At 59.2% G+C, this 17,756-nt stretch carries 19 protein-coding genes; 10 read left to right on the top strand and 9 right to left on the bottom strand.

Annotation, left to right across the window (positions count from 1 at the left end):
• Positions 1–39: 39 nt before the first annotated feature.
• The 4 genes from VHB22_RS15630 to VHB22_RS15645 all read right to left on the bottom strand — a co-directional run bounded on the left by VHB22_RS15630 (position 40) and on the right by VHB22_RS15645 (position 2,200).
• Positions 40–246, bottom strand: a complete 207-nt coding sequence (locus VHB22_RS15630) for a hypothetical protein (RefSeq protein ID WP_325457913.1) — start codon at positions 244–246, stop codon at positions 40–42.
• 18 nt (positions 247–264) lie between these two features.
• Entirely contained in the window at positions 265–1,038 is a 774-nt protein-coding gene (locus VHB22_RS15635) for a S49 family peptidase (RefSeq protein ID WP_325457914.1), read from the bottom strand.
• 144 nt (positions 1,039–1,182) lie between these two features.
• Positions 1,183–1,980: a tRNA1(Val) (adenine(37)-N6)-methyltransferase gene (locus VHB22_RS15640; RefSeq protein WP_325457915.1), complete on the bottom strand. Its 798-nt coding sequence runs from the start codon at positions 1,978–1,980 to the stop codon at positions 1,183–1,185.
• Positions 1,967–2,200, bottom strand: coding sequence for a DUF2007 domain-containing protein (locus VHB22_RS15645; protein WP_325457916.1), 234 nt, complete (start codon positions 2,198–2,200; stop codon positions 1,967–1,969). The genes VHB22_RS15640 and VHB22_RS15645 overlap by 14 nt, the downstream gene beginning before the upstream one ends.
• A gap of 105 nt (positions 2,201–2,305) precedes the next feature.
• On the opposite strand from VHB22_RS15645, the gene VHB22_RS15650 reads away from it, so the two are divergent.
• On the top strand, positions 2,306–3,322 hold the full coding sequence (locus tag VHB22_RS15650; protein ID WP_325457917.1) for a polyprenyl synthetase family protein: 1,017 nt from the start codon (positions 2,306–2,308) through the stop codon (positions 3,320–3,322).
• Here the strand turns inward: VHB22_RS15650 and VHB22_RS15655 are convergent.
• The 3 genes from VHB22_RS15655 to VHB22_RS15665 form a co-directional block, all read right to left on the bottom strand.
• Entirely contained in the window at positions 3,319–4,197 is an 879-nt protein-coding gene (locus VHB22_RS15655) for a 4-(cytidine 5'-diphospho)-2-C-methyl-D-erythritol kinase (protein WP_325457918.1), read from the bottom strand. The two genes, VHB22_RS15650 and VHB22_RS15655, sit on opposite strands and share 4 nt — an antisense overlap.
• Positions 4,198–4,283: 86 nt before the next feature.
• Entirely contained in the window at positions 4,284–6,101 is a 1,818-nt protein-coding gene (locus VHB22_RS15660; protein ID WP_325457919.1) for a tetratricopeptide repeat protein, read from the bottom strand.
• Between the two features lie 212 nt (positions 6,102–6,313).
• Complete coding sequence (locus VHB22_RS15665; RefSeq protein ID WP_414652751.1) at positions 6,314–8,002, bottom strand: electron transfer flavoprotein-ubiquinone oxidoreductase; 1,689 nt, start codon at positions 8,000–8,002, stop codon at positions 6,314–6,316.
• A 135-nt stretch (positions 8,003–8,137) separates the two neighbouring features.
• Here VHB22_RS15665 and VHB22_RS15670 point away from each other — a divergent pair, with 135 nt between their 5' ends.
• The 3 genes from VHB22_RS15670 to moaB all read left to right on the top strand — a co-directional run bounded on the left by VHB22_RS15670 (position 8,138) and on the right by moaB (position 10,350).
• The gene (locus tag VHB22_RS15670; protein WP_325457921.1) at positions 8,138–8,989 is read left to right on the top strand and encodes a uracil-DNA glycosylase; all 852 of its coding nucleotides are present in this window, start codon (positions 8,138–8,140) and stop codon (positions 8,987–8,989) included.
• A 203-nt stretch (positions 8,990–9,192) separates the two neighbouring features.
• Complete coding sequence (locus VHB22_RS15675; RefSeq protein WP_325457922.1) at positions 9,193–9,717, top strand: GyrI-like domain-containing protein; 525 nt, start codon at positions 9,193–9,195, stop codon at positions 9,715–9,717.
• An 87-nt stretch (positions 9,718–9,804) separates the two neighbouring features.
• Entirely contained in the window at positions 9,805–10,350 is a 546-nt protein-coding gene (gene moaB, locus VHB22_RS15680; protein ID WP_325457923.1) for a molybdenum cofactor biosynthesis protein B, read from the top strand.
• Here the strand turns inward: moaB and VHB22_RS15685 are convergent.
• Positions 10,347–11,051 (bottom strand): TIGR04283 family arsenosugar biosynthesis glycosyltransferase, encoded by a 705-nt coding sequence (locus VHB22_RS15685; protein WP_325457924.1) that lies wholly within the window; start codon positions 11,049–11,051, stop codon positions 10,347–10,349. The genes moaB and VHB22_RS15685 overlap by 4 nt on opposite strands.
• 138 nt (positions 11,052–11,189) lie before the next feature.
• Here VHB22_RS15685 and VHB22_RS15690 point away from each other — a divergent pair, with 138 nt between their 5' ends.
• From VHB22_RS15690 to VHB22_RS15700, 3 genes are all read left to right on the top strand, one after another.
• Positions 11,190–12,302, top strand: coding sequence for a PA0069 family radical SAM protein (locus VHB22_RS15690; protein ID WP_325457925.1), 1,113 nt, complete (start codon positions 11,190–11,192; stop codon positions 12,300–12,302).
• A 30-nt stretch (positions 12,303–12,332) separates the two neighbouring features.
• Complete coding sequence (locus VHB22_RS15695) at positions 12,333–13,028, top strand: ribonuclease HII (protein WP_325457926.1); 696 nt, start codon at positions 12,333–12,335, stop codon at positions 13,026–13,028.
• Between the two features lie 117 nt (positions 13,029–13,145).
• Entirely contained in the window at positions 13,146–14,264 is a 1,119-nt protein-coding gene (locus tag VHB22_RS15700) for a site-specific DNA-methyltransferase (RefSeq protein ID WP_325457927.1), read from the top strand.
• Between the two features lie 12 nt (positions 14,265–14,276).
• Here the strand turns inward: VHB22_RS15700 and mutY are convergent, their stop codons facing one another.
• On the bottom strand, positions 14,277–15,371 hold the full coding sequence (gene mutY / locus VHB22_RS15705) for an A/G-specific adenine glycosylase (RefSeq protein ID WP_325457928.1): 1,095 nt from the start codon (positions 15,369–15,371) through the stop codon (positions 14,277–14,279).
• 116 nt (positions 15,372–15,487) lie between these two features.
• Here mutY and VHB22_RS15710 point away from each other — a divergent pair, with 116 nt between their 5' ends.
• From VHB22_RS15710 to VHB22_RS15720, 3 genes are all read left to right on the top strand, one after another.
• A complete protein-coding gene (locus tag VHB22_RS15710) occupies positions 15,488–16,042 on the top strand; it encodes a DUF721 domain-containing protein (protein WP_325457929.1) in 555 nt (184 codons plus the stop codon).
• Between the two features lie 142 nt (positions 16,043–16,184).
• The gene (locus VHB22_RS15715; RefSeq protein ID WP_325457930.1) at positions 16,185–16,889 is read left to right on the top strand and encodes a DsbA family protein; all 705 of its coding nucleotides are present in this window, start codon (positions 16,185–16,187) and stop codon (positions 16,887–16,889) included.
• Positions 16,890–16,902: 13 nt separating this feature from the next.
• On the top strand, positions 16,903–17,700 hold the full coding sequence (locus VHB22_RS15720; RefSeq protein WP_325457931.1) for a DsbA family protein: 798 nt from the start codon (positions 16,903–16,905) through the stop codon (positions 17,698–17,700).
• Positions 17,701–17,756: the final 56 nt, after the last annotated feature.

Raw genomic sequence — 17,756 nt, forward strand, 5'->3', positions numbered from 1 at the left:
CAGAGGAACGTGGCCGCGGCTCGCGTTCGGGAGCGCTGCTCAACTTTCCCGTTTTGTACTCGGGCGATAGACCCCAGCATTCTCGTCCCATTCGAGGTTGCCAAGGTCACGCGTACGAGCCGTGCGGCGCGCTTCGCCAGCGCGCGAGCGCTGCGTGCGGGAACCGCTGCCGAGGACACTCGACAGGATCCTGTAGCCGGCAATCCCGGCCGCTCCAACGAGGGCGAGAAACATGATTGGCGGCATTCTAGGCCCTCCTGGGCACTATAACCCGAACCGCGACCAAAGGGTTCGCGTCTCGATAGCCGACACCAGATCATCGGCAAAAGCAAGGCCCGGAGACGGAATAGCCATGGCTCCGAGAGACCTGCGCAGACGGCTGAGCAAGCCCGATTTTTCGGCCTCGAAAACCTTCAGGCGGACTTTGTCCCCAAACACTTGCCGCATCTTGGACCGGATGTCGGCGATACCGTCCACGAGCCCGAACTCAACGGCCTTCGCTGCCGACCAGAAGGCGCCCGAAAAAAGCTCCCCGTCCGGGGCCTTGAGCTTGCCGAGGCGACGCTCCTTTACGAGGCCGATGAAAACATCGTGCACGTCCTGCTGAATGGCTTTGAGGCGCGCGATGTCGTCGTCGTCTTCGGGGAGGAATGGATCGAGTTGGTTCTTGTTGGCGCCAGATGTGTAGACGCGGCGCTCGACGCCGACCTTTTCCAATAGGTCTACAAATCCGAAGCCACGGGAGACGACGCCGATCGAGCCGATGATCGATGACGGATCGGCATAAATTTCGTCGCCTGCAATTGCGAGAAAATATCCGCCTGAAGCAGCCACATCCTCACAGAAGACATAGACGCGCTTATGCTTTTCGGCGGCGAGTTGGCGGATGCGCTCGAACAGTAGATTCGATTGGACTGGCGAACCGCCGGGCGAATTGACGACGATTGCGACGCCCGGAAGCTTCGACGCCGAGAATGCTTTCTCGATCGCGGTTGCATAGGACGCGAGCGTCAGCCCCGGCCTTAAAGGCGTCGCCATTCCGATGGGACCATGAAAGCGCAAGACGGGAACGACGGGTCGGCGCGAAAATGGCCACATGCAAGAACGCTCCTGGTAGATGGTCCGCCTCCAAAATAAGAGGCGGCGCAATGATTGCAAACGGGCGGCGCGAACCAGCGTCGATCAGCCTCTGTATTCGCGCGGAAGGGAAGCGCCGTGCCGGAAAATGGCCTCGACCTCGGGAACGAAGCTCTGCTCCGGGCCGTGCAGGATGAGACCGGGCTTCATGTAGACCGGCGCGCGGCTGCCTTTTATGCCTTCCACGATGACTCGAATGGCAGGCTCGCCGGCGCGAGGATAAAGCGCAAGGATACCGATCGCTCCGAACCGGCCTTCGAAGGCCGCAAGGATGCGCGGCAGTGCGTCGGCCTTGTGGATCATCGCGACACGGCCACCCGGAGCCGCCATCCGGCACATGAACCGAGCCCAGTCTTCCAGTCCGTCTTCGGACATCTGGTGCGAGCCCGCCTTCAGCGGGCTTTCCGAAGACGTGCTTCGACGCTCGTCATGGTAGGGGGGGTTGGCGAGTACGATTGAAAAAATCTCAGATTTTATTCCTGCATTTTCGAGGGCCGCCGTCGCCCGCGTGATGTCCGTCTCGACTACTGACGCACGATCGGAAAGGCCGTTGTGCGCAATATTTTCTTGAGCAAGTGCCGCCAGCCGCGGATCGCGTTCCACCAGCACGACCTTCGCTTCCGGGCATCTTTCTGCGACGCAAAGGCCGACAACGCCCACCCCAGCGCCTACATCGAGTACCGGCCCGCGACCGGCTACTTCCGGGGTAACTAACGCCGCCAAAAGCACGGCATCCGTACCGGCGCGGTAGCCGTCCTTTGGTTGACGAATTGTCAAAGCGCCGCCCAGAAAGAGATCGTCCGTCGTGTCGCCGTCCGGTTGAGGGCGGTCAAAGGCGTTCATGCTCAATTACCCATTCTCCGAGACCCGCATCGCGAAGGATGCGGCTGGCGCGGAACCAGGAGTCTTCCGGCACAACCACACGGCGCGGAAATGCACCGATTGACCCTTCCATCAGGCTGATATTTCGATCAAATACCACCGCCTCGATGCCCTGATCGGCGAGCAATGCCTCAACGTAGCTGATGAGGACAAGGTCGTTTGTCATAATAAGTTCGCGCATGTCGCCACTCGCCGGAAGGACCATGGGGGTCGGACGCGGAGCCGCGGGACGGCGACGCGGTTTCCACTTATGTTAGCACGGCAAGAAAGAGAAAAGAGGGCCAACTTGGGTCGGGTCATACCATTAGAAGACGTCCGCGAGACGAGCCAGAAGCTGCAGCCGCTTCTCGATCTCGTCGCGGACGACCTCGAAGCGATTAACCGAATCATTCTCGACAAGGCCGTCTCGGAAGTCGAAATGATCCCGGAGCTTGCGCATCATCTCATCGACAGCGGCGGGAAACGGCTACGTCCAATGCTGGCATTAGCTTCGGCAAAATTATGCGGGTACACGAGCAACGGTCATATCCGCACGGCCTCCGCGGTCGAATTTATGCATACCGCAACCTTGCTGCATGACGACGTCGTAGACGAAAGCGCGACACGGCGCGGACGCAAGACGGCACGCATGATCTGGGGTAACCAGGCAAGCGTTCTGGTCGGGGATTTTCTTCTTGGGCAAGCCTTCAAGATGTTCGTCGATGTCGGCTCGCTGTCGGTGCTTCGCATCATGTCGAACGCCGCTGCGACGATTGCGGAAGGCGAAGTGATGCAACTTGCGGCGGCCAAGAACACCTCAACGACGGAAGACGATTATCTCGCGATTATCAACGCCAAGACGGCTGCGCTCTTTTCGGCGGCGGCGGAGTCCGGCGCTGCGCTGGCCAACCGGCCGACGGAAGAGCAAGCGGCCCTTCGATCGTACGGCAAGAATCTCGGTCTTGCATTTCAGCTCGTCGACGACGCATTGGATTACGCGGGAGACAGCACGCGCCTCGGAAAGGCGGTCGGAGACGATTTCCGCGAGGGCAAGATCACGCTGCCGGTCATCCTTTCGTTTCGTCGCGGTTCGTCGGACGAACGTCAATTCTGGAACCGCACCGTCGCTGAAGGTGAAATTGCAGAGGGCGACCTGGAGCAGGCCATTTCATTGATGCGCAAACACAAGGCGATCGAGGCGACGTTTGAGCGTGCGCGTTCTTATGGCGCGATTGCACTCGATGCGTTGGCGATCTTTCCGGACAGCCGGGAGAAGGACGCACTCGAGCAGGTCATCGCATTCTGCATCGGACGCTCGCACTAGCCGAGCCGCGTCGCTCTGATCCACCAATCGGGTTGGCGCTCGGTTAATGCGGCCGCTGCGACTTCGGCAGTTTGTCTGGCATCGAATAGCGCAAAGCATGTCGGTCCTGCGCCGGACAGGCGCGCGAGACGGCAACCATCAAGGCGATTTAATTCATAGAGCATGACGTCGATCACCGGGAACAATCGGCGTGCGGGTGTTTCCAGATCGTTTTTGCGCGTTGTTGCGTAGGCGATGACGTCCTGCGGCTCGGCGAAACAGAGTGCAGGTTCCCTTGGAGGTGTCGACGTGAGCGCTTCGGCACCTAGCCGAGCAAAGACTTGTGCCGTCTTATCCGAAGGTACACTCACACCCGGATTTACCAGTACCGCGTATAGATCTGCAGGAAGACGAACATCATCGAGCTGCTCGCCGATTCCGGTCATAATCACCGGGCGACTTTTGAGGCAGACGGGAACATCGGCGCCGAGTTGGCGCGCGATCGACAGTAAATCAGGATTGGAGATCGAGGCTTCTGAACAATTGGCGCAGAGAAGCCGCAAGGCCGCTGCGGCATCGGCTGAGCCGCCGCCAATGCCGCTTGCGACCGGCAGATATTTCTCCAGTCGCAGCCGGCTCGGCTCAGCGTTCGGAGCTTTGATCGTGAACGCCGCGACTGCTTTATCGACGAGGTTTGCGCCCGAAATGCCGCCCGCAAACGGGCCGGCCATTTCGACGCCAGCGTAGGGGCTCGGCCCCGGCGTGCACGTCAATACGTCGCCGACGTCCCGCGCAAAGGCAACCAGACTGCGAAGCTCATGGTAGCCATCCGGCCGCCGTCCGAGAATTTCGAGAGTCAGATTGATTTTGGCTGGCGCAAATTCTGGTTTTGACATGCGTTCGTTCAAAGGTTCGGATGATACGAAAACGGGCGCCCTAGGCGCCCCTCGTCGATCTTCGCGATGCGTCGATTGCGCATCTATTATTCCACGGCACGGTTGTTCGGTGCAGCTTTATTTTCGCTGCGGCGGCGCGCGGTATCCACGCTTTGTACCTGCCGCGTCTTACCGGCGTTTTTGGCTTCGGCCTTGTTGTCGAGTCCGTGCTCAAGCTTCGCCCTGATCTTATCGACGTCCTCCGGCTCGGGATTGAGCGACAATGCCTGACTCCACTGGAAACGCGCTTCACGTTCGCGGCCGACCTTCCAGAAGGCATCGCCCAAGTGGTCGTTGAGGGTCGGATCTTCCGGCTTGATCTCTACGGCGCGTTCGAGGAAACGCACGGCTTCCTTGTAGTGGCCCTGTTTGTAATGCGCCCAGCCGAGGCTATCGACGATGTAGCCGTCGTCTGGCTTCAGCTGTACGGCTTTTTCGATTAAGCGTGTGCCTTCCTTGAGGTGCTTACCCTGATCGACCCATGAGTACCCAAGGTAGTTCAGCACCAATGGTTGATCGGGAGCGAGCGCAAGCGCCCTCTTAAGATCGGCCTCGGCTTTCGGCCAATTCTTCATGCGTTCGTATGATGTCCCGCGGGCGTAATAGTAGCCCCAATACCGCGGATCATGTTTGCCCAGCGCGGCGATCGCGCGCGTAAAATACTTGACTGCTTCCGGATACTGTTTCCGAGCCCTCAGGATGTTACCGAGCGCTTCAAGCGGGCGAACGTCGTTCGGTTCCTTGTCGATCAATTTGACGAGTATCGCTTTCGCCTCATCGACTCGGTCGAGCGAGTTGAGATTGAATGCCTTGCGGATATCGATTGCGCTCTGCAGCGGCGTGCCCTTCGGAATCTTGTCGTAGGTCGCAATCGCATCCTCGTAACGCTTCGCGGATTCTTGCGCGTTGGCGAGCGCCGCCAGAGCAAACGCGTGATCCGGTTTCACATCGAGGGCGAGTTGGAGATAAATGGTGCCAAGGCTGACGCCGCCTTCACCCGTCAATGCTTCGCCAAGGCCATAGAATAGTTCCGCCAAGCCTTCGGACGACGACGAGACGAGAAACGGCGTTTTCTCGCCCTTATTGATGCGCGTGAGCATGTCTTTGGCGAGTGGGTGCGGGTCGCCTTGGGTTTTGGAAATTTGCTGGCGCATGATCTGCCGCGCCTTTTTGAACTCGCCGTAATGGGCTGCGTGCTGAGCGTATGCCAAAGCGGTGCGCAGCGTACGACTATCCTGGCGGAACATTTTCTCGAAGGCGGCCTTCGCGACAGCCCTGCGACCCGCGATGTCCGCAATAAGCGCGCGATGATAGCGGAGATAGAATTGCGCCCAGTCCGGCTGCTTCGGAAGATCGACGGCTTTGAGCGCGCCATCGGCGTCGCCTGCCGCAAGGCGCGTCCAGCCGAGCGCGATTGCGCTCGTTAGCTCACCAATCGGATTTTCGGACGCGGCTTTGAAATGGTCCTCAGCTTTCGTGTAGTCCGCTGCCTTGAAGGCGGTGACGCCCAGCAAGAACTGCGACATGCGATGGGATTCATGCGTGTTCGCCAACTTCTCTGCCAGGGGGATGGCTTTCGGCCAATCACCCGACATGGTTTCCATCTGGAAGGCCTGTTCCAGCAGCACTTCATTTGTGGGGTCTCGTTCGAGCGCCCGGCCGTAGAATTTAGCGGCCTCGTGCGTATCCTGTGAGGCACGAGCAAATCGGCCGGCGAGATAGTTGCCGAGCACCGACGTCGCGACTTCGTCCTGACCGACATCCTGATCCTGAGAATGTGCCGGAGCCTCGCTGAAAAAGCCGACGATCGTCAACGCAACCGCGCCTAGTCCCACGCTCAGCGCACGTCCGAGGCATCCCCGCATTGAAATTTCCTCTTGTTACCGGATCGGCACCGATTCCGAAGATCGGAGCCTAGCAAAGATGATACGCGTTTGGCGACACGGTTTAGGTGAAAAATAAGAAATGAGCAGGTTATGACTGGTGGTACCCGAAGCCGCCTCATTTCGGAAACAGGCCACCGATTTGCGCATATTACAGCGCCTTAGCGATCCCCGAACCCGCGCGCACCTACACGTCACATTCCGGCATAATTGGGACCGCCTCCACCCTCCGGGCACTCCCAGTCGATGTTTTGGCTCGGATCCTTGATGTCACACGTCTTGCAGTGGACGCAGTTCTGCGCGTTGATCTGGAATTTCGGCTGGCCCAACTCGTCCTGAACGACCTCATAAACGGCCGCCGGGCAGTAGCGTTGAGCCGGCTCAGCATAGAGGGGAAGATTGACGGCGATCGGGATCGTCGGATCTAGGAGCTTAAGATGTACCGGTTGATCTTCCTCGTGGTTGGTTCCTGAAAATGACACATTCGTAAGCCGGTCAAACGTAAGCGTACCGTCGGGCTTTGGGTATTCGATCGGCTTGAACTCTGCCGCCTTGCCCGTGGCGGCCGCGTCCGTCTTTCCGTGCTTCAGCGTGTAGCCGAGACCGACACCCGAAATGATGGTGTTGAGCCAAAGATCGATTCCGCCAAAAGTTACGCCGAGCACGGTTCCGAACTTCGACCAATAAGGTTTCATGTTCCGGACGCGTTTCAGATCGCGCGCGATGTAGCCGGATCTGACTTCGGTTTCGTAGGCCGCGAGCTTGTCGTGCTGCCGGCCCGCTGTAATGGCGTCGAACGCAGCATCGGCCGCCGCCATGCCCGAGAGCATCGCGTTATGGCTTCCTTTGATGCGCGGCAGGTTCACCATTCCGGCGGCGCATCCGAGCAACGCTCCGCCCGGGAACACAAGGTCAGGCATAGATTGCCATCCGCCCTCTGTGATGGCACGCGCGCCATAGCCGATGCGCTTACCACCTTCGAAAACACCACGTATAGCCGGATGCGTTTTGAAGCGTTGAAATTCCGCGTACGGCGAGAGGTAGGGATTTTCGTAATTCAGATGGACGACGAAGCCGACCGACACGAGGTTGTCGCCATAGTGATAGAGGAACGATCCGCCGCCCGTATTATTGTTAAGCGGCCAGCCGAATGTGTGCTGGACATATCCCGGGCGGTGCTTTTCCGGCGCGATGCGCCATAGCTCCTTCAGGCCGATGCCATACTTCTGCGGCTCGTGGCCTTTCGCCAAGTCGAAATGGCGGATCAGTCTTTTCGACAGCGAGCCGCGCGCACCTTCGGCAATAAGCGTGTACTTTGCATGCAATTCCATGCCGCGCACGAATGACTCGTTTGGCTGCCCGTCGCGGCCTATGCCCATATCGCCGGTGGCAATGCCGACGACTGCGCCGCTCTCGTCATAGAGGATTTCAGCAGCGGCGAAGCCAGGATAGATCTCAACTCCCAAATCCACCGCTTGCTCGCCGAGCCATTTGCAGACGGCTCCGAGACTGACAATGTAGTTACCATGGTTCTTCATCAGCGGAGGCATCGGCCAGTTGGGCAGGCGGATGTCTCCTTCCGGTCCGAGGACGAGAAAAACGTCTTCGGTAACGGGCGTCTCGATCGGCGCGCCGCGCTCCTTCCAATCGGGAATGAGCTTGTTGATGCCGACGGGGTCAATGACGGCTCCGGAGAGGATGTGGGCCCCGACTTCCGACCCTTTTTCGACGACGACGACGGAAATTTCCGAGCCCGCTGCAGCGGCTTTCTGTTTAAGGCGAATCGCAGCGGCCAGCCCAGCAGGCCCGGCGCCGACGATCACCACATCGAAGTCCATCGCCTCGCGCGGCGGCAAGCCCGATTCCTCCGCGGCCATTGTCATCCTCTGTCCGTTTGTTGGAAAACCATTAAATTCGATTAGGTCCCCAATCCGGATGCGTCAAGTTGAGCCCGCGATAGCAATCAGCTGCGCGCCGACGCGTGCAAACGCGCGACATTGCCTCTAAGCTCGGTCCCAATGACCAAATCGGCTTCCCAAGACGAAATGCTTGCACTGCTCGATTGGTTTCAAGCCATGGGCGCCGATGTCGCTGTGGATGAAACCAGCCGCGATTGGCTTTCGCGCGGCCCAATACCTCCGGGGGCGAATTATGCCTGGCCGGGGAGAGATGATGTCGCGCACGTGCCCGCTGCTTCCCCTGCCACGCGGCAATCGCCACATCCCTCTCGACAGGAAGGCGTTTTGCGTCCGCGCGCGACGACGCCCCTTGGGGCCAGCGAGGCTGAAACCGGCGCTCGCCGCATCGCCCGAGACGTGTCCTCTCTCGAAGGCCTCGAAGCCGCGCTCCAGGCATTCGACGGCTGCGGACTCAAATCGACGGCGACGAAACTCTGCTTTTACCGTGGGGCACCTCAAGCGGACCTGATGATCATTGGTGAAGCTCCGGGGCGCGACGAAGATCTCGCAGGAAAGCCGTTCGTCGGCCGGGCGGGCCGGCTGCTTGACAAAATGCTGGGCGCCATCGGCCTTGGTGAGGCGAACGTTCACATCACGAACATCGTCTACTGGCGTCCTCCCGGCAATCGGACGCCCACGCCGCAGGAAGCCCTTGCATGCCGGCCATTCCTCGAACGTCAAATCGAGCTTGTTGCACCAAAAATTCTGATCGCTGTCGGAGGCGCTGCCGCAAAGGAGCTTTTCGGCGTGACCGAAGGGATCATGCGGCTGAGGGGAAAATGGCGAGAGGTGACCGTCGGAGATCGGACAATTGCCGCGATGGCGACCTTGCATCCCGCCTACCTATTGCGGACGCCCGCAGCCAAACAACTGGCTTGGCAAGATCTTTTGCAAATCCGGTCCAAGCTCTAAGCAAGGCGCGACGTTCGTCGCTTAATTTGAGGCTTCTTTTACTTTGCCAGCACTTGGCTGGAGCTGACAGGCTCAAACGTCGCGACTTACCTCAAATTTTAGATAAACGTTTAAACGGGCTCCAAGCCGCATGCGTTAGGACGGGTACAGATCGTTCAGCACGTCCTTTAACAGGCACTTTTGAAGCGGGAGCCGGCATTGCCATGAACAATCCCCATTCCGTGCTCGTTTATCTCCGTCCTACGCGGCTCATTTATGTCCGCGAGACTGGCCCCTACACTGACATCATCCCCAAGGCATGGGCAAAGCTGTTTGCCTGGCTTAACGACAACGGCCTTTACGCCTCGCTTGGGCGTGGCTATGGGCTCGCGCGCGACAACCCGTTAGAGGTCGGCCTTGAGAATTGCCGATATGATGCGTGTGTCGAAGTTCGGCCGGAACTCGAAGACAAGGCCCTTCGCGAGCTCGGCGTCGCGACCCTTCCGGGTGGCGCTTATGCGTGCCGCCGACTCACCGGCAGCTACGATCGAATGCGCTCGCTCGTCGCCAACGTCTATTCGGAGTTCGCGCCACCGGCGGGGCTTTGCTTCGACGAAAATCGTCCAGTCGTCTCGATCTATGTCGACAACCCCAATCGCTACCGGGACGTCGATCTGCGCTCCGACATCTGCGTGCCGATCGTCGCGGCAGACGAGGTCGTTTATCCAAAGTTTGCTGAGAGCGCCTGAAGCGGAGGCAAAGCGCGATCTTAGCTAGACGCTCACCGTTTTACGCGCCAAAGTCCAGGCCTCATTCATCACCGACAGGGCTGCACAATGGCCGGCATCGATGCCGCTCGTACATTTATTCCCGTTCGGATTGCGGTCCTGACGATGTCAGACACGCGATCGGAAAAGGATGACAAATCGGGAGACCTGCTGGCGAGCCTGATCGGCGAAGCAGGGCACGTTCTTGCCGATCGAAAACTGGTTCGAGACGACAAGACGGCCATTCGCGAGGTAGTCGAAGGGTGGATCGCCGATCCCCAAATTGATTGCGTCATCACGACGGGTGGAACCGGCTTCACCGGACGCGACGTGACGCCTGAGGCCGTCAAACCGCTTTTTGAGAAAGAGATCGAGGGCTTCGCGATCCTGTTCCACACGCTGTCATATCAGAAGGTCGGGACGTCGACGATCCAATCCCGATCGTGTGCGGGCGTTGCGCGAGGCACTTATATTTTCTGCCTGCCCGGCTCTCCCGGCGCCTGCCGGGATGCCTGGGATGGCATTCTGAAATTTCAGCTCGATGCGCGGCATCGGCCGTGCAATTTCGTCGAGATCATGCCCCGGCTTGAAGAGCACCGGAAGACAACAGGCTAGGCTGCTGGCTCCATGCCATATATCCGAGCGATCATCGTGACGGGCACGCCCAGGCCAAACAGTGCATGACATGCCTGGTTACGCAATGAGCGGCGGAAATATCCGTCGCGGCGGTAAGGCTCGGGAGACGCAATGGCTTGCGCGTCGAGCATTTGCATCCGACGGCGACCCAAGCGTCGTGCCAGATCGACATCTTCCAGAACCGGCAAATCCTTGTAGCCGCCCACCGCGTCGAATAACTGACGTGGAATGAGAAGACCCTGATCGCCGTAGGGCACGCGCGACAGCTTGCAGCGCAAATGCGCCAGGCGTTCGATCAAGCGGGGAGCAATTCCCTTGTCGTCCAGCCGAAATGTAAAGGCACCCGCGGAAGGCGCGCACTCTCCTCGATCGACGCGGCGCATGAACGCCGTTGCGCTTCGTTCCCAGCCTTCTTCGAGCACGGTATCGGCGTTGAGGAACAGCAGCCAGGGAAAGCGTGCCTTCGCTGCGCCTTCGGCGAGTTGGCCTGCGCGTCCAGGCGCAGTCAAAATGACGTCGGCTCCCGCGAGATCCGCTAGGGTGGCGGTCTGGTCAGTCGATCCGCCATCAACGACGATGACCTGCCGGACGATCCCATCGATAGCGGAGGGCACGAGCGCCGAAAGCGTCGCGGCAAGGGTCAACTCGGAATTGCGCGTCGGGATTACAACCGAGATCATCGGTGTTTACTTACATGCCGCGACCCCTTCTACAAGGCGCGCCACGTCGCGGGCGTGCATGGCCACGATATTTTGTTCTTTATTTGTTCTGGTGCATTTGCTAGGTTGCAGTCTTCCTGACGCCGACATCGGAAACGCGTGACATCACCTCGCCAAACACCGGGGCAACAGCCCGGAAAACACGTCGTCGACGTCGAAAGACGGCGTGGCCGCGGCGCGCGTTCGAATGCAACGGGGCGTTTCGAGAAGGACGTTCACGAGGCTTTTGACGACGGCTGGCAAAGTCTAGGAGAGCTCGAATCGTTCAAGACGGAAGTTTTCGAGGACACTGCCAAGTCGATCATCGCGCGCAACGATAGTCCGGATATTTCTTTTGAGGGGTCGATTAACCCCTATCGCGGCTGCGAGCATGGCTGCATTTATTGTTACGCGCGGCCGAGCCATTGCTATCTCGGGCATTCGGCCGGGCTCGATTTCGAGACAAAGCTTTATGCGAAGTCGGACGCGGCCACGCTTTTAGAGCGAGAGTTTGCGAAGCCTGGCTACCGGCCTTCGACGATCGCGCTCGGGGGAAATACCGACCCTTATCAACCCATCGAACGCGAGCGGCGCATCACGCGCTCGATCCTCGAAGTGATGGCGCGGACAAACCATCCCGTCGGCATCATCACTAAGTCGGCACTCGTCGCGCGCGATATCGATATCTTGCAGCCGATGGCCGAAAAGGGTTTGGCGCGCGTTGCAGTTTCGGTGACGACACTTGACCGGCGCGTCGCGCGTGCAATGGAGCCGCGCGCGGCGACACCACCGCGGCGGCTGGAGACGGTGCGGCAACTGTCACAGGCGGGCATTCCGGTCACGGTCATGGTTGCGCCGATCATTCCAGGACTGACAGACCACGAGATCGAGCCCATTCTTGAAGCCGCCCGCGAAGCCGGCGCCCGGGATGCAGGCTACGTGCTTCTCCGGTTGCCGCTTGAGATCAAGGCCCTCTTCCGCGAATGGCTGGCGGAAGAATTTCCAGGCCGCGCCAAACGAGTCATTTCGCTTCTGAAATCGATGCATGGCGGACGCGACTACACGCCCGAGTTCGGTTTGCGCCAACGCGGCAAAGGTCCTTATGCAACCCAAATCGCGTTGCGCTTCCGGCTCGCAAAACAACGGCTCGGTCTCGGTGGCGAGCGCGAAGCATTGCGCACCGATCTTTTCGTAAGACCGGGAGACGGGGGAAAACAGCTGAAGCTGCTTTGACGACGCCCTGCGCGATGATCAATCTCGCGCATGAAGATCGCTGATTCGCGTATCAGGCCGACGTTCGAGTTGGAAGCCGCCGAACACCAGCTCGGCTCTCGGCCGATCGCGGGTGTCGACGAAGCGGGCCGCGGACCTTGGGCTGGTCCGGTTGTTGCTGCAGCTGTTATCCTCGACCCGGATAAGATCCCCGCCAATATCGACGACAGCAAAGCGCTCGACGAAGAGTCACGCGCCTACCTTTACCGGCGCATCATGAAGGTGGCGATCGTCGGTGTGGGGATTGCCGACGTTGATCGGATCGATCGCGAGAACATTCTCGGCGCCACGCTTTGGGCCATGGCGCAGGCGGTAAGTCAGCTTTCGGAAACACCGAAACTCATTCTCGTGGATGGAGATAAGACGCCGCGCGTTCCAATGACTGCGCGCGCGATCGTCAAAGGTGATTCAAAATGTCTCTCCATCGCAGCGGCTTCCATCATCGCAAAGGTTACGCGCGATCGCATGATGATGGAGTTTGCGCGACATTATCCCGGCTATGGCTTCGAACGGCATAAAGGTTACGGCACTCCGGAGCACCAGGCCGCTATCAAGAAACTCGGCGTTACTGCTTTGCACCGGCGCTCGTTCCGGCCGGTTCAATTGGCGTTGGGACTTGTCGATGAGGTGACACCAAGACGGCGCCGACAGCTTGGATTCGGGTTGCAGATCGAATCGAAAATATAAATTTATTTCTGACTCTTTCGCGTATTCCAACCGGCGCGCGATCATGTACAAAGATCGTGACTGGCCGCGCATGTTCTCGCGGCAGCGTTTCAGTGATCGTAGCGTTGGGTTGTGTGTATGGTGTCGCGTCGCGTGAAGGGCCGCTCCGAAAGCGGACGGATTCTCGTTGGTGATTGCATTGACGAGTTGAAAAAGCTTGCTACCGCGAGCGTCGATCTCGTATTCGCTGATCCTCCGTACAATCTGCAACTTGCTGGCGATCTGCTTCGGCCGAATAATACCAAGGTCGATGGCGTCGACGATGCCTGGGACAAATTTCAGGATTTCGCCGAATACGATGCCTTCTGCCGTGCCTGGCTCAAAGAATGCCGCCGCGTGTTGAAGCCCGATGGCGCGATTTGGGTCATCGGCTCATATCACAACATTTTCCGCCTCGGAGTTGCCATCCAGGATCTCGGTTTCTGGATTCAGAACGACGTGATCTGGCGCAAGGTCAATCCGATGCCGAACTTCCGCGGCAAGCGCTTCACGAACGCGCACGAGACGATGATTTGGGCTGGGCGCGATCGCAAATCGCGCGTGACGTTCAACTATGAAAGTCTCAAGGCGTCCAACGAAGACGTACAGATGCGGTCGGATTGGCTGTTCCCGATCTGCTCGGGACCGGAGCGGCTAAAGGACGACGGCGGACGCAAAGCGCATCCGACACAAAAACCGGAAGCGCTTCTGCACCGTATTCTCACGGCTTCGACGAAGCCGGGCGATACTGTTCTCGATCCCTTTTTCGGGACAGGCACGACGGGCGCCGTCGCGAAGAGGCTCGGCCGAAAGTTTGTCGGCATCGAGCGAGATACCGATTACGCCCGTGCCGCTGAAGAGCGCATCGCGAAGGTCCGTCCATTACAGCTTGATACCATCGAGCCTATGCCGTCGAAACGATCCGAACCGCGTATTCCCTTCGGTCAAATTCTGGAGCTCGGCATCCTGGAACCAGGGCAGAAGTTATTCGATCCGCGCCGCAAGTTCCGCGCCGAAGTTCGCGCCGACGGGACGCTCGCCTATGCGGGCCAGCAAGCTTCGATCCATCGGATCGGCGCACTCGTGCAGGGAAAGTCTGCGTGCAACGGCTGGACTTTCTGGCACTTCGAAGCGGAAGGAAAGTTGAAGCCGATCGATGTGCTACGTGGCGAAGCCAAGCGCCAGCTTGGCCTCGATAGGCCTGGCGCCCTCGGATAATTATCGTTTCGATTAGTCTGTGCTCAGGCCGTGCGCGATGATCTTTTTCATCACGCTTGGCAGCGCTTGCGCGTGCAAATCGCGGCGATGAACCCAGCGGCAATGCTCCTGCTTCGCCCAGAGGGTAAAGCTCGCGTCAACCGGCACGATCGCGCGATAGACGACAAGCTCAAGCCGGAAGTGGGTGAAAACGTGCACCACTGTGCCAGCTACAGTTACCCATGACGTGGTGACAGGCGCTGCGCGCAGAGCTTCTTTCTTCTGCGGAGGCGCGTCGCCCCAGTGCGTCGAGGGGACTTCGAGCATGCCGCCAAGCAATCCTGCTTCGGGCCGTTGACGAAGAAGAATAGCGCCGTCTTCGCGCTGAACCAAAAACGCAATGCCGTAGCGCGATGGGCGCGCAAGCTTCTGTGCCTTTAATGGCAGGACTTCCGCGAGACCGCGTGCGCTTGCGGCGCAATCCTGCTGCACGGGGCACATCAGACAGGACGGATTTTTGGGCGTGCAAATCTCCGCGCCCAAATCCATCATCGCCTGTGCAAAGTCACCGGCGCGGCGCGCAGGCGTCAGCGTTGCCGCAAGATTGCGTATTTCAGATTTGGCTGCCGGAAGCGGCTGCTGGACAGCAAACAGCCGGGAGACCACGCGCTCGACATTACCATCAACGGGCGTCGCTTTTTCCCCGAACGCAATCGCCGAAATTGCCGCCGCAGTATAGGGGCCGATGCCCGGCAATCGGAGCAGATCCGTTTCGCTACGGGGAAAGACGCCGCCGAAATCGCGCACGACGGCGTCCGCACACGCTTTGAGGTTGCGAGCACGGGAGTAGTAACCAAGGCCTGCCCAATACTGGAGGACTTCTTCGAGACGCGCCGAAGCCAGCGCCGAAACTGTGGGCCATCGGGCGACGAATTTCTGAAAGTAGGGGATAACGGCTTTGACCGTGGTCTGCTGCAGCATGATTTCGGAAAGCCAGACCCGATACGGATCGGCTTTTTTGCGCGGCCCGTAACGCCAGGGCAGGTCGCGGCGCTCGGCTTCATACCAGCGAAGCAATGCCTCGACCGTCTCCGGACCTGCTGGCCGCAACGGCAGCTGCTTCTGCATTTTTTGAGGCGCGCCCATGCTTCCGCCAATGCCCGGTTGCGCTGGATTCTCGAATCGCATCGACAATGGTAGTTGCCTCATCGGCTATCACAAGCGCAGCTCGGACGCGGAGTGCCATGAAAGATCAGCAACCCACAGCCGGAATGCGGACTCTGCCCGCTGATCATCGCCCGAGCAGAGGTTATTTCGCGCGTGCGGTCGGTGCGTTCGTACCAAAAGTTGTAGCCGCCTCCTTTGAGAAATTCGGCTTTCATACCGCAGAAATTATGACGTCGTGGGAGACGATAGTCGGCGCCGATCTGGCGCACATAACCCGCCCGAAGACGATCAAATGGCCGCGTGGCGTCAAAGGACGCACTGCGGACGACGAAGACGGACGGACGGGCGGCGCGACCCTCGTCGTCGCCTGCGATCCCGCCTTTGCGCTTGAGGTTTCGTATCGGACGGGTGACATCATCGACCGGATCAACCGGTATTTTGGTTATCGGGCTATCGCTCAATTGCGGGTCGCTCAGTCGCCGGATACGAGCGAAACCAGCTCTAAGGAAAAGAATCCCGGCGATCCTTTTCCGAGGCGGGCAAATGTGCTCCCTTCGCGGCCAAAAGGCGATCTGGCGGCTGCATTGGTATGCCTGGAAGAGAGCGTAAGGCTCGCGGCTCAGTTGGACTGACCGGCTCCAACACCGAATTTACCGCATGTTCAGTTGCTATTCAGCGCGCTTTCGGCTTATTCGAGCGCCGGAAACCCCTGCAGGACGTCCGTTCGTCAGAGCGCCACGCCCGCCGTCGATAGATCCAATAGGAGCCAGGACCTTGAACGCATTCAACACCTTCTCTTTGAGCCGGTCCTGGTCACGACGTGTTGTGTGGCTTGGGTTTGCGGCAACAGTTGCTGTCGGTAGCTTCGCCATCCTCGCCTCGGGACCGAGCTTTGCGCAACGTAAGTCAGGCCCGGCGGAAGTATCGGTCGAAGAGCTGATGAAGCCTACCGATCTGCCGGATCTTGCGCTCGGAGACACAGACGCGAAAGTTACGGTGATCGAATACGCCTCGATGACCTGTCCTCACTGCGCGCACTTCGAGAACGAAACCTTCGATGCTTTCAAAAAGAAGTACATCGACACGGGCAAGGTTCGCTTCATCTTCCGCGAATTCCCGCTCGATAATCTCGCTGCGGCCGCGTCCATGCTGGCGCGTTGCGCAGGCACATTCAAAGCGTTCCCACTGATTCAGACGCTTTATGCGAGGCAGCCGGATTGGGCGTTTGTCCAGGGCAATCCGGTGCCGAAGCTGTTCGATATTGCCAAGCAGGCCGGGTTCACTCAGGCCAGCTTCGATAAGTGCCTGACGGATCAAAAGCTGCTCGATCAAATTACGGCGCAGCGCACGCGCGCCAGCGATACGTTCGGCGTCAATGCCACACCGACTTTCTTTATCAACGGCAAGCGTCTGCAGGATGCTCCTACGATCGAAAATTTCGATAAGGTGATCGAGCCTTTGCTGGCGGAGAAGAAATAGTCCGGGAATCGCAATGCCGCTCGTCCGTGCCTTGGCCTTTTTCGCCGCTGCTGTCCTGGCGGCTCAGCTGGGTGCATGCGGCGCGACGCTTCCGCAGACAGCGAGTATAACAAACGATGCGAGCGGGGTTGGCGCGGCCTACCCCTCGACCGGCTCAGAAAAGCCGGATGCGATGCCCAGTCCGCTGAACGATTCTCCTGCTCCGATAGCATCGGGGCGCCAAGTCATCGCCAACCCAACTATCGCGGATATCATGGCGCCGAGCCCTCTGCCCGAGATGAGCTGGGGAAGTCCGACGGCGCCGGTGACGATCGTTCAATATATGTCGCTAACCTGCCCGCACTGCCGGCATTTCCATGAGACGGTCTATCCCGAGCTGAAACGCCGTTTCATCGATACGGGTAAGGTTCGCTACATTCTCCGCGAGTTTCCAATCGGAAAGACTTCAGGCAACGCGACAATTGCGCTGAGATGCGCCCCGCCGGATAAATACCTGGAACTCTACGGAAAATTCATGAAACAGCAGGCCTCGTGGGTCTCGCTGGAAGTGCGGCTCGACGCGATCTATGCCGTCGCACGGCAGGTGGGGATGACGCGGCCGCAGTTTGACGCTTGCTTGCAGAATCAAGGCATGATCACAAACCTCAAGTGGGTGAAGGATCGCGGGCGCAAGCTCGGCATCGTCGGAACGCCAAACTTTTTCATTGGCACCAAGCTCATCAAAAAAGAGCTGACGATCGCCGAGATTGCCGACTACGTCGAGAAAGCCGAACGTCAGGGCGGTACCCCGACAGCAGCAGCGAGCCCTTAGAAGCGTCTGCCTTGCGACGGTCCTGAGCCCACTGAGCAGGCATCGAGGACTACAAA

Origin of the sequence: Hyphomicrobium sp. (assembly GCF_035548195.1) — a bacterium.
GTDB lineage: Bacteria > Pseudomonadota > Alphaproteobacteria > Rhizobiales > Hyphomicrobiaceae > Hyphomicrobium_B.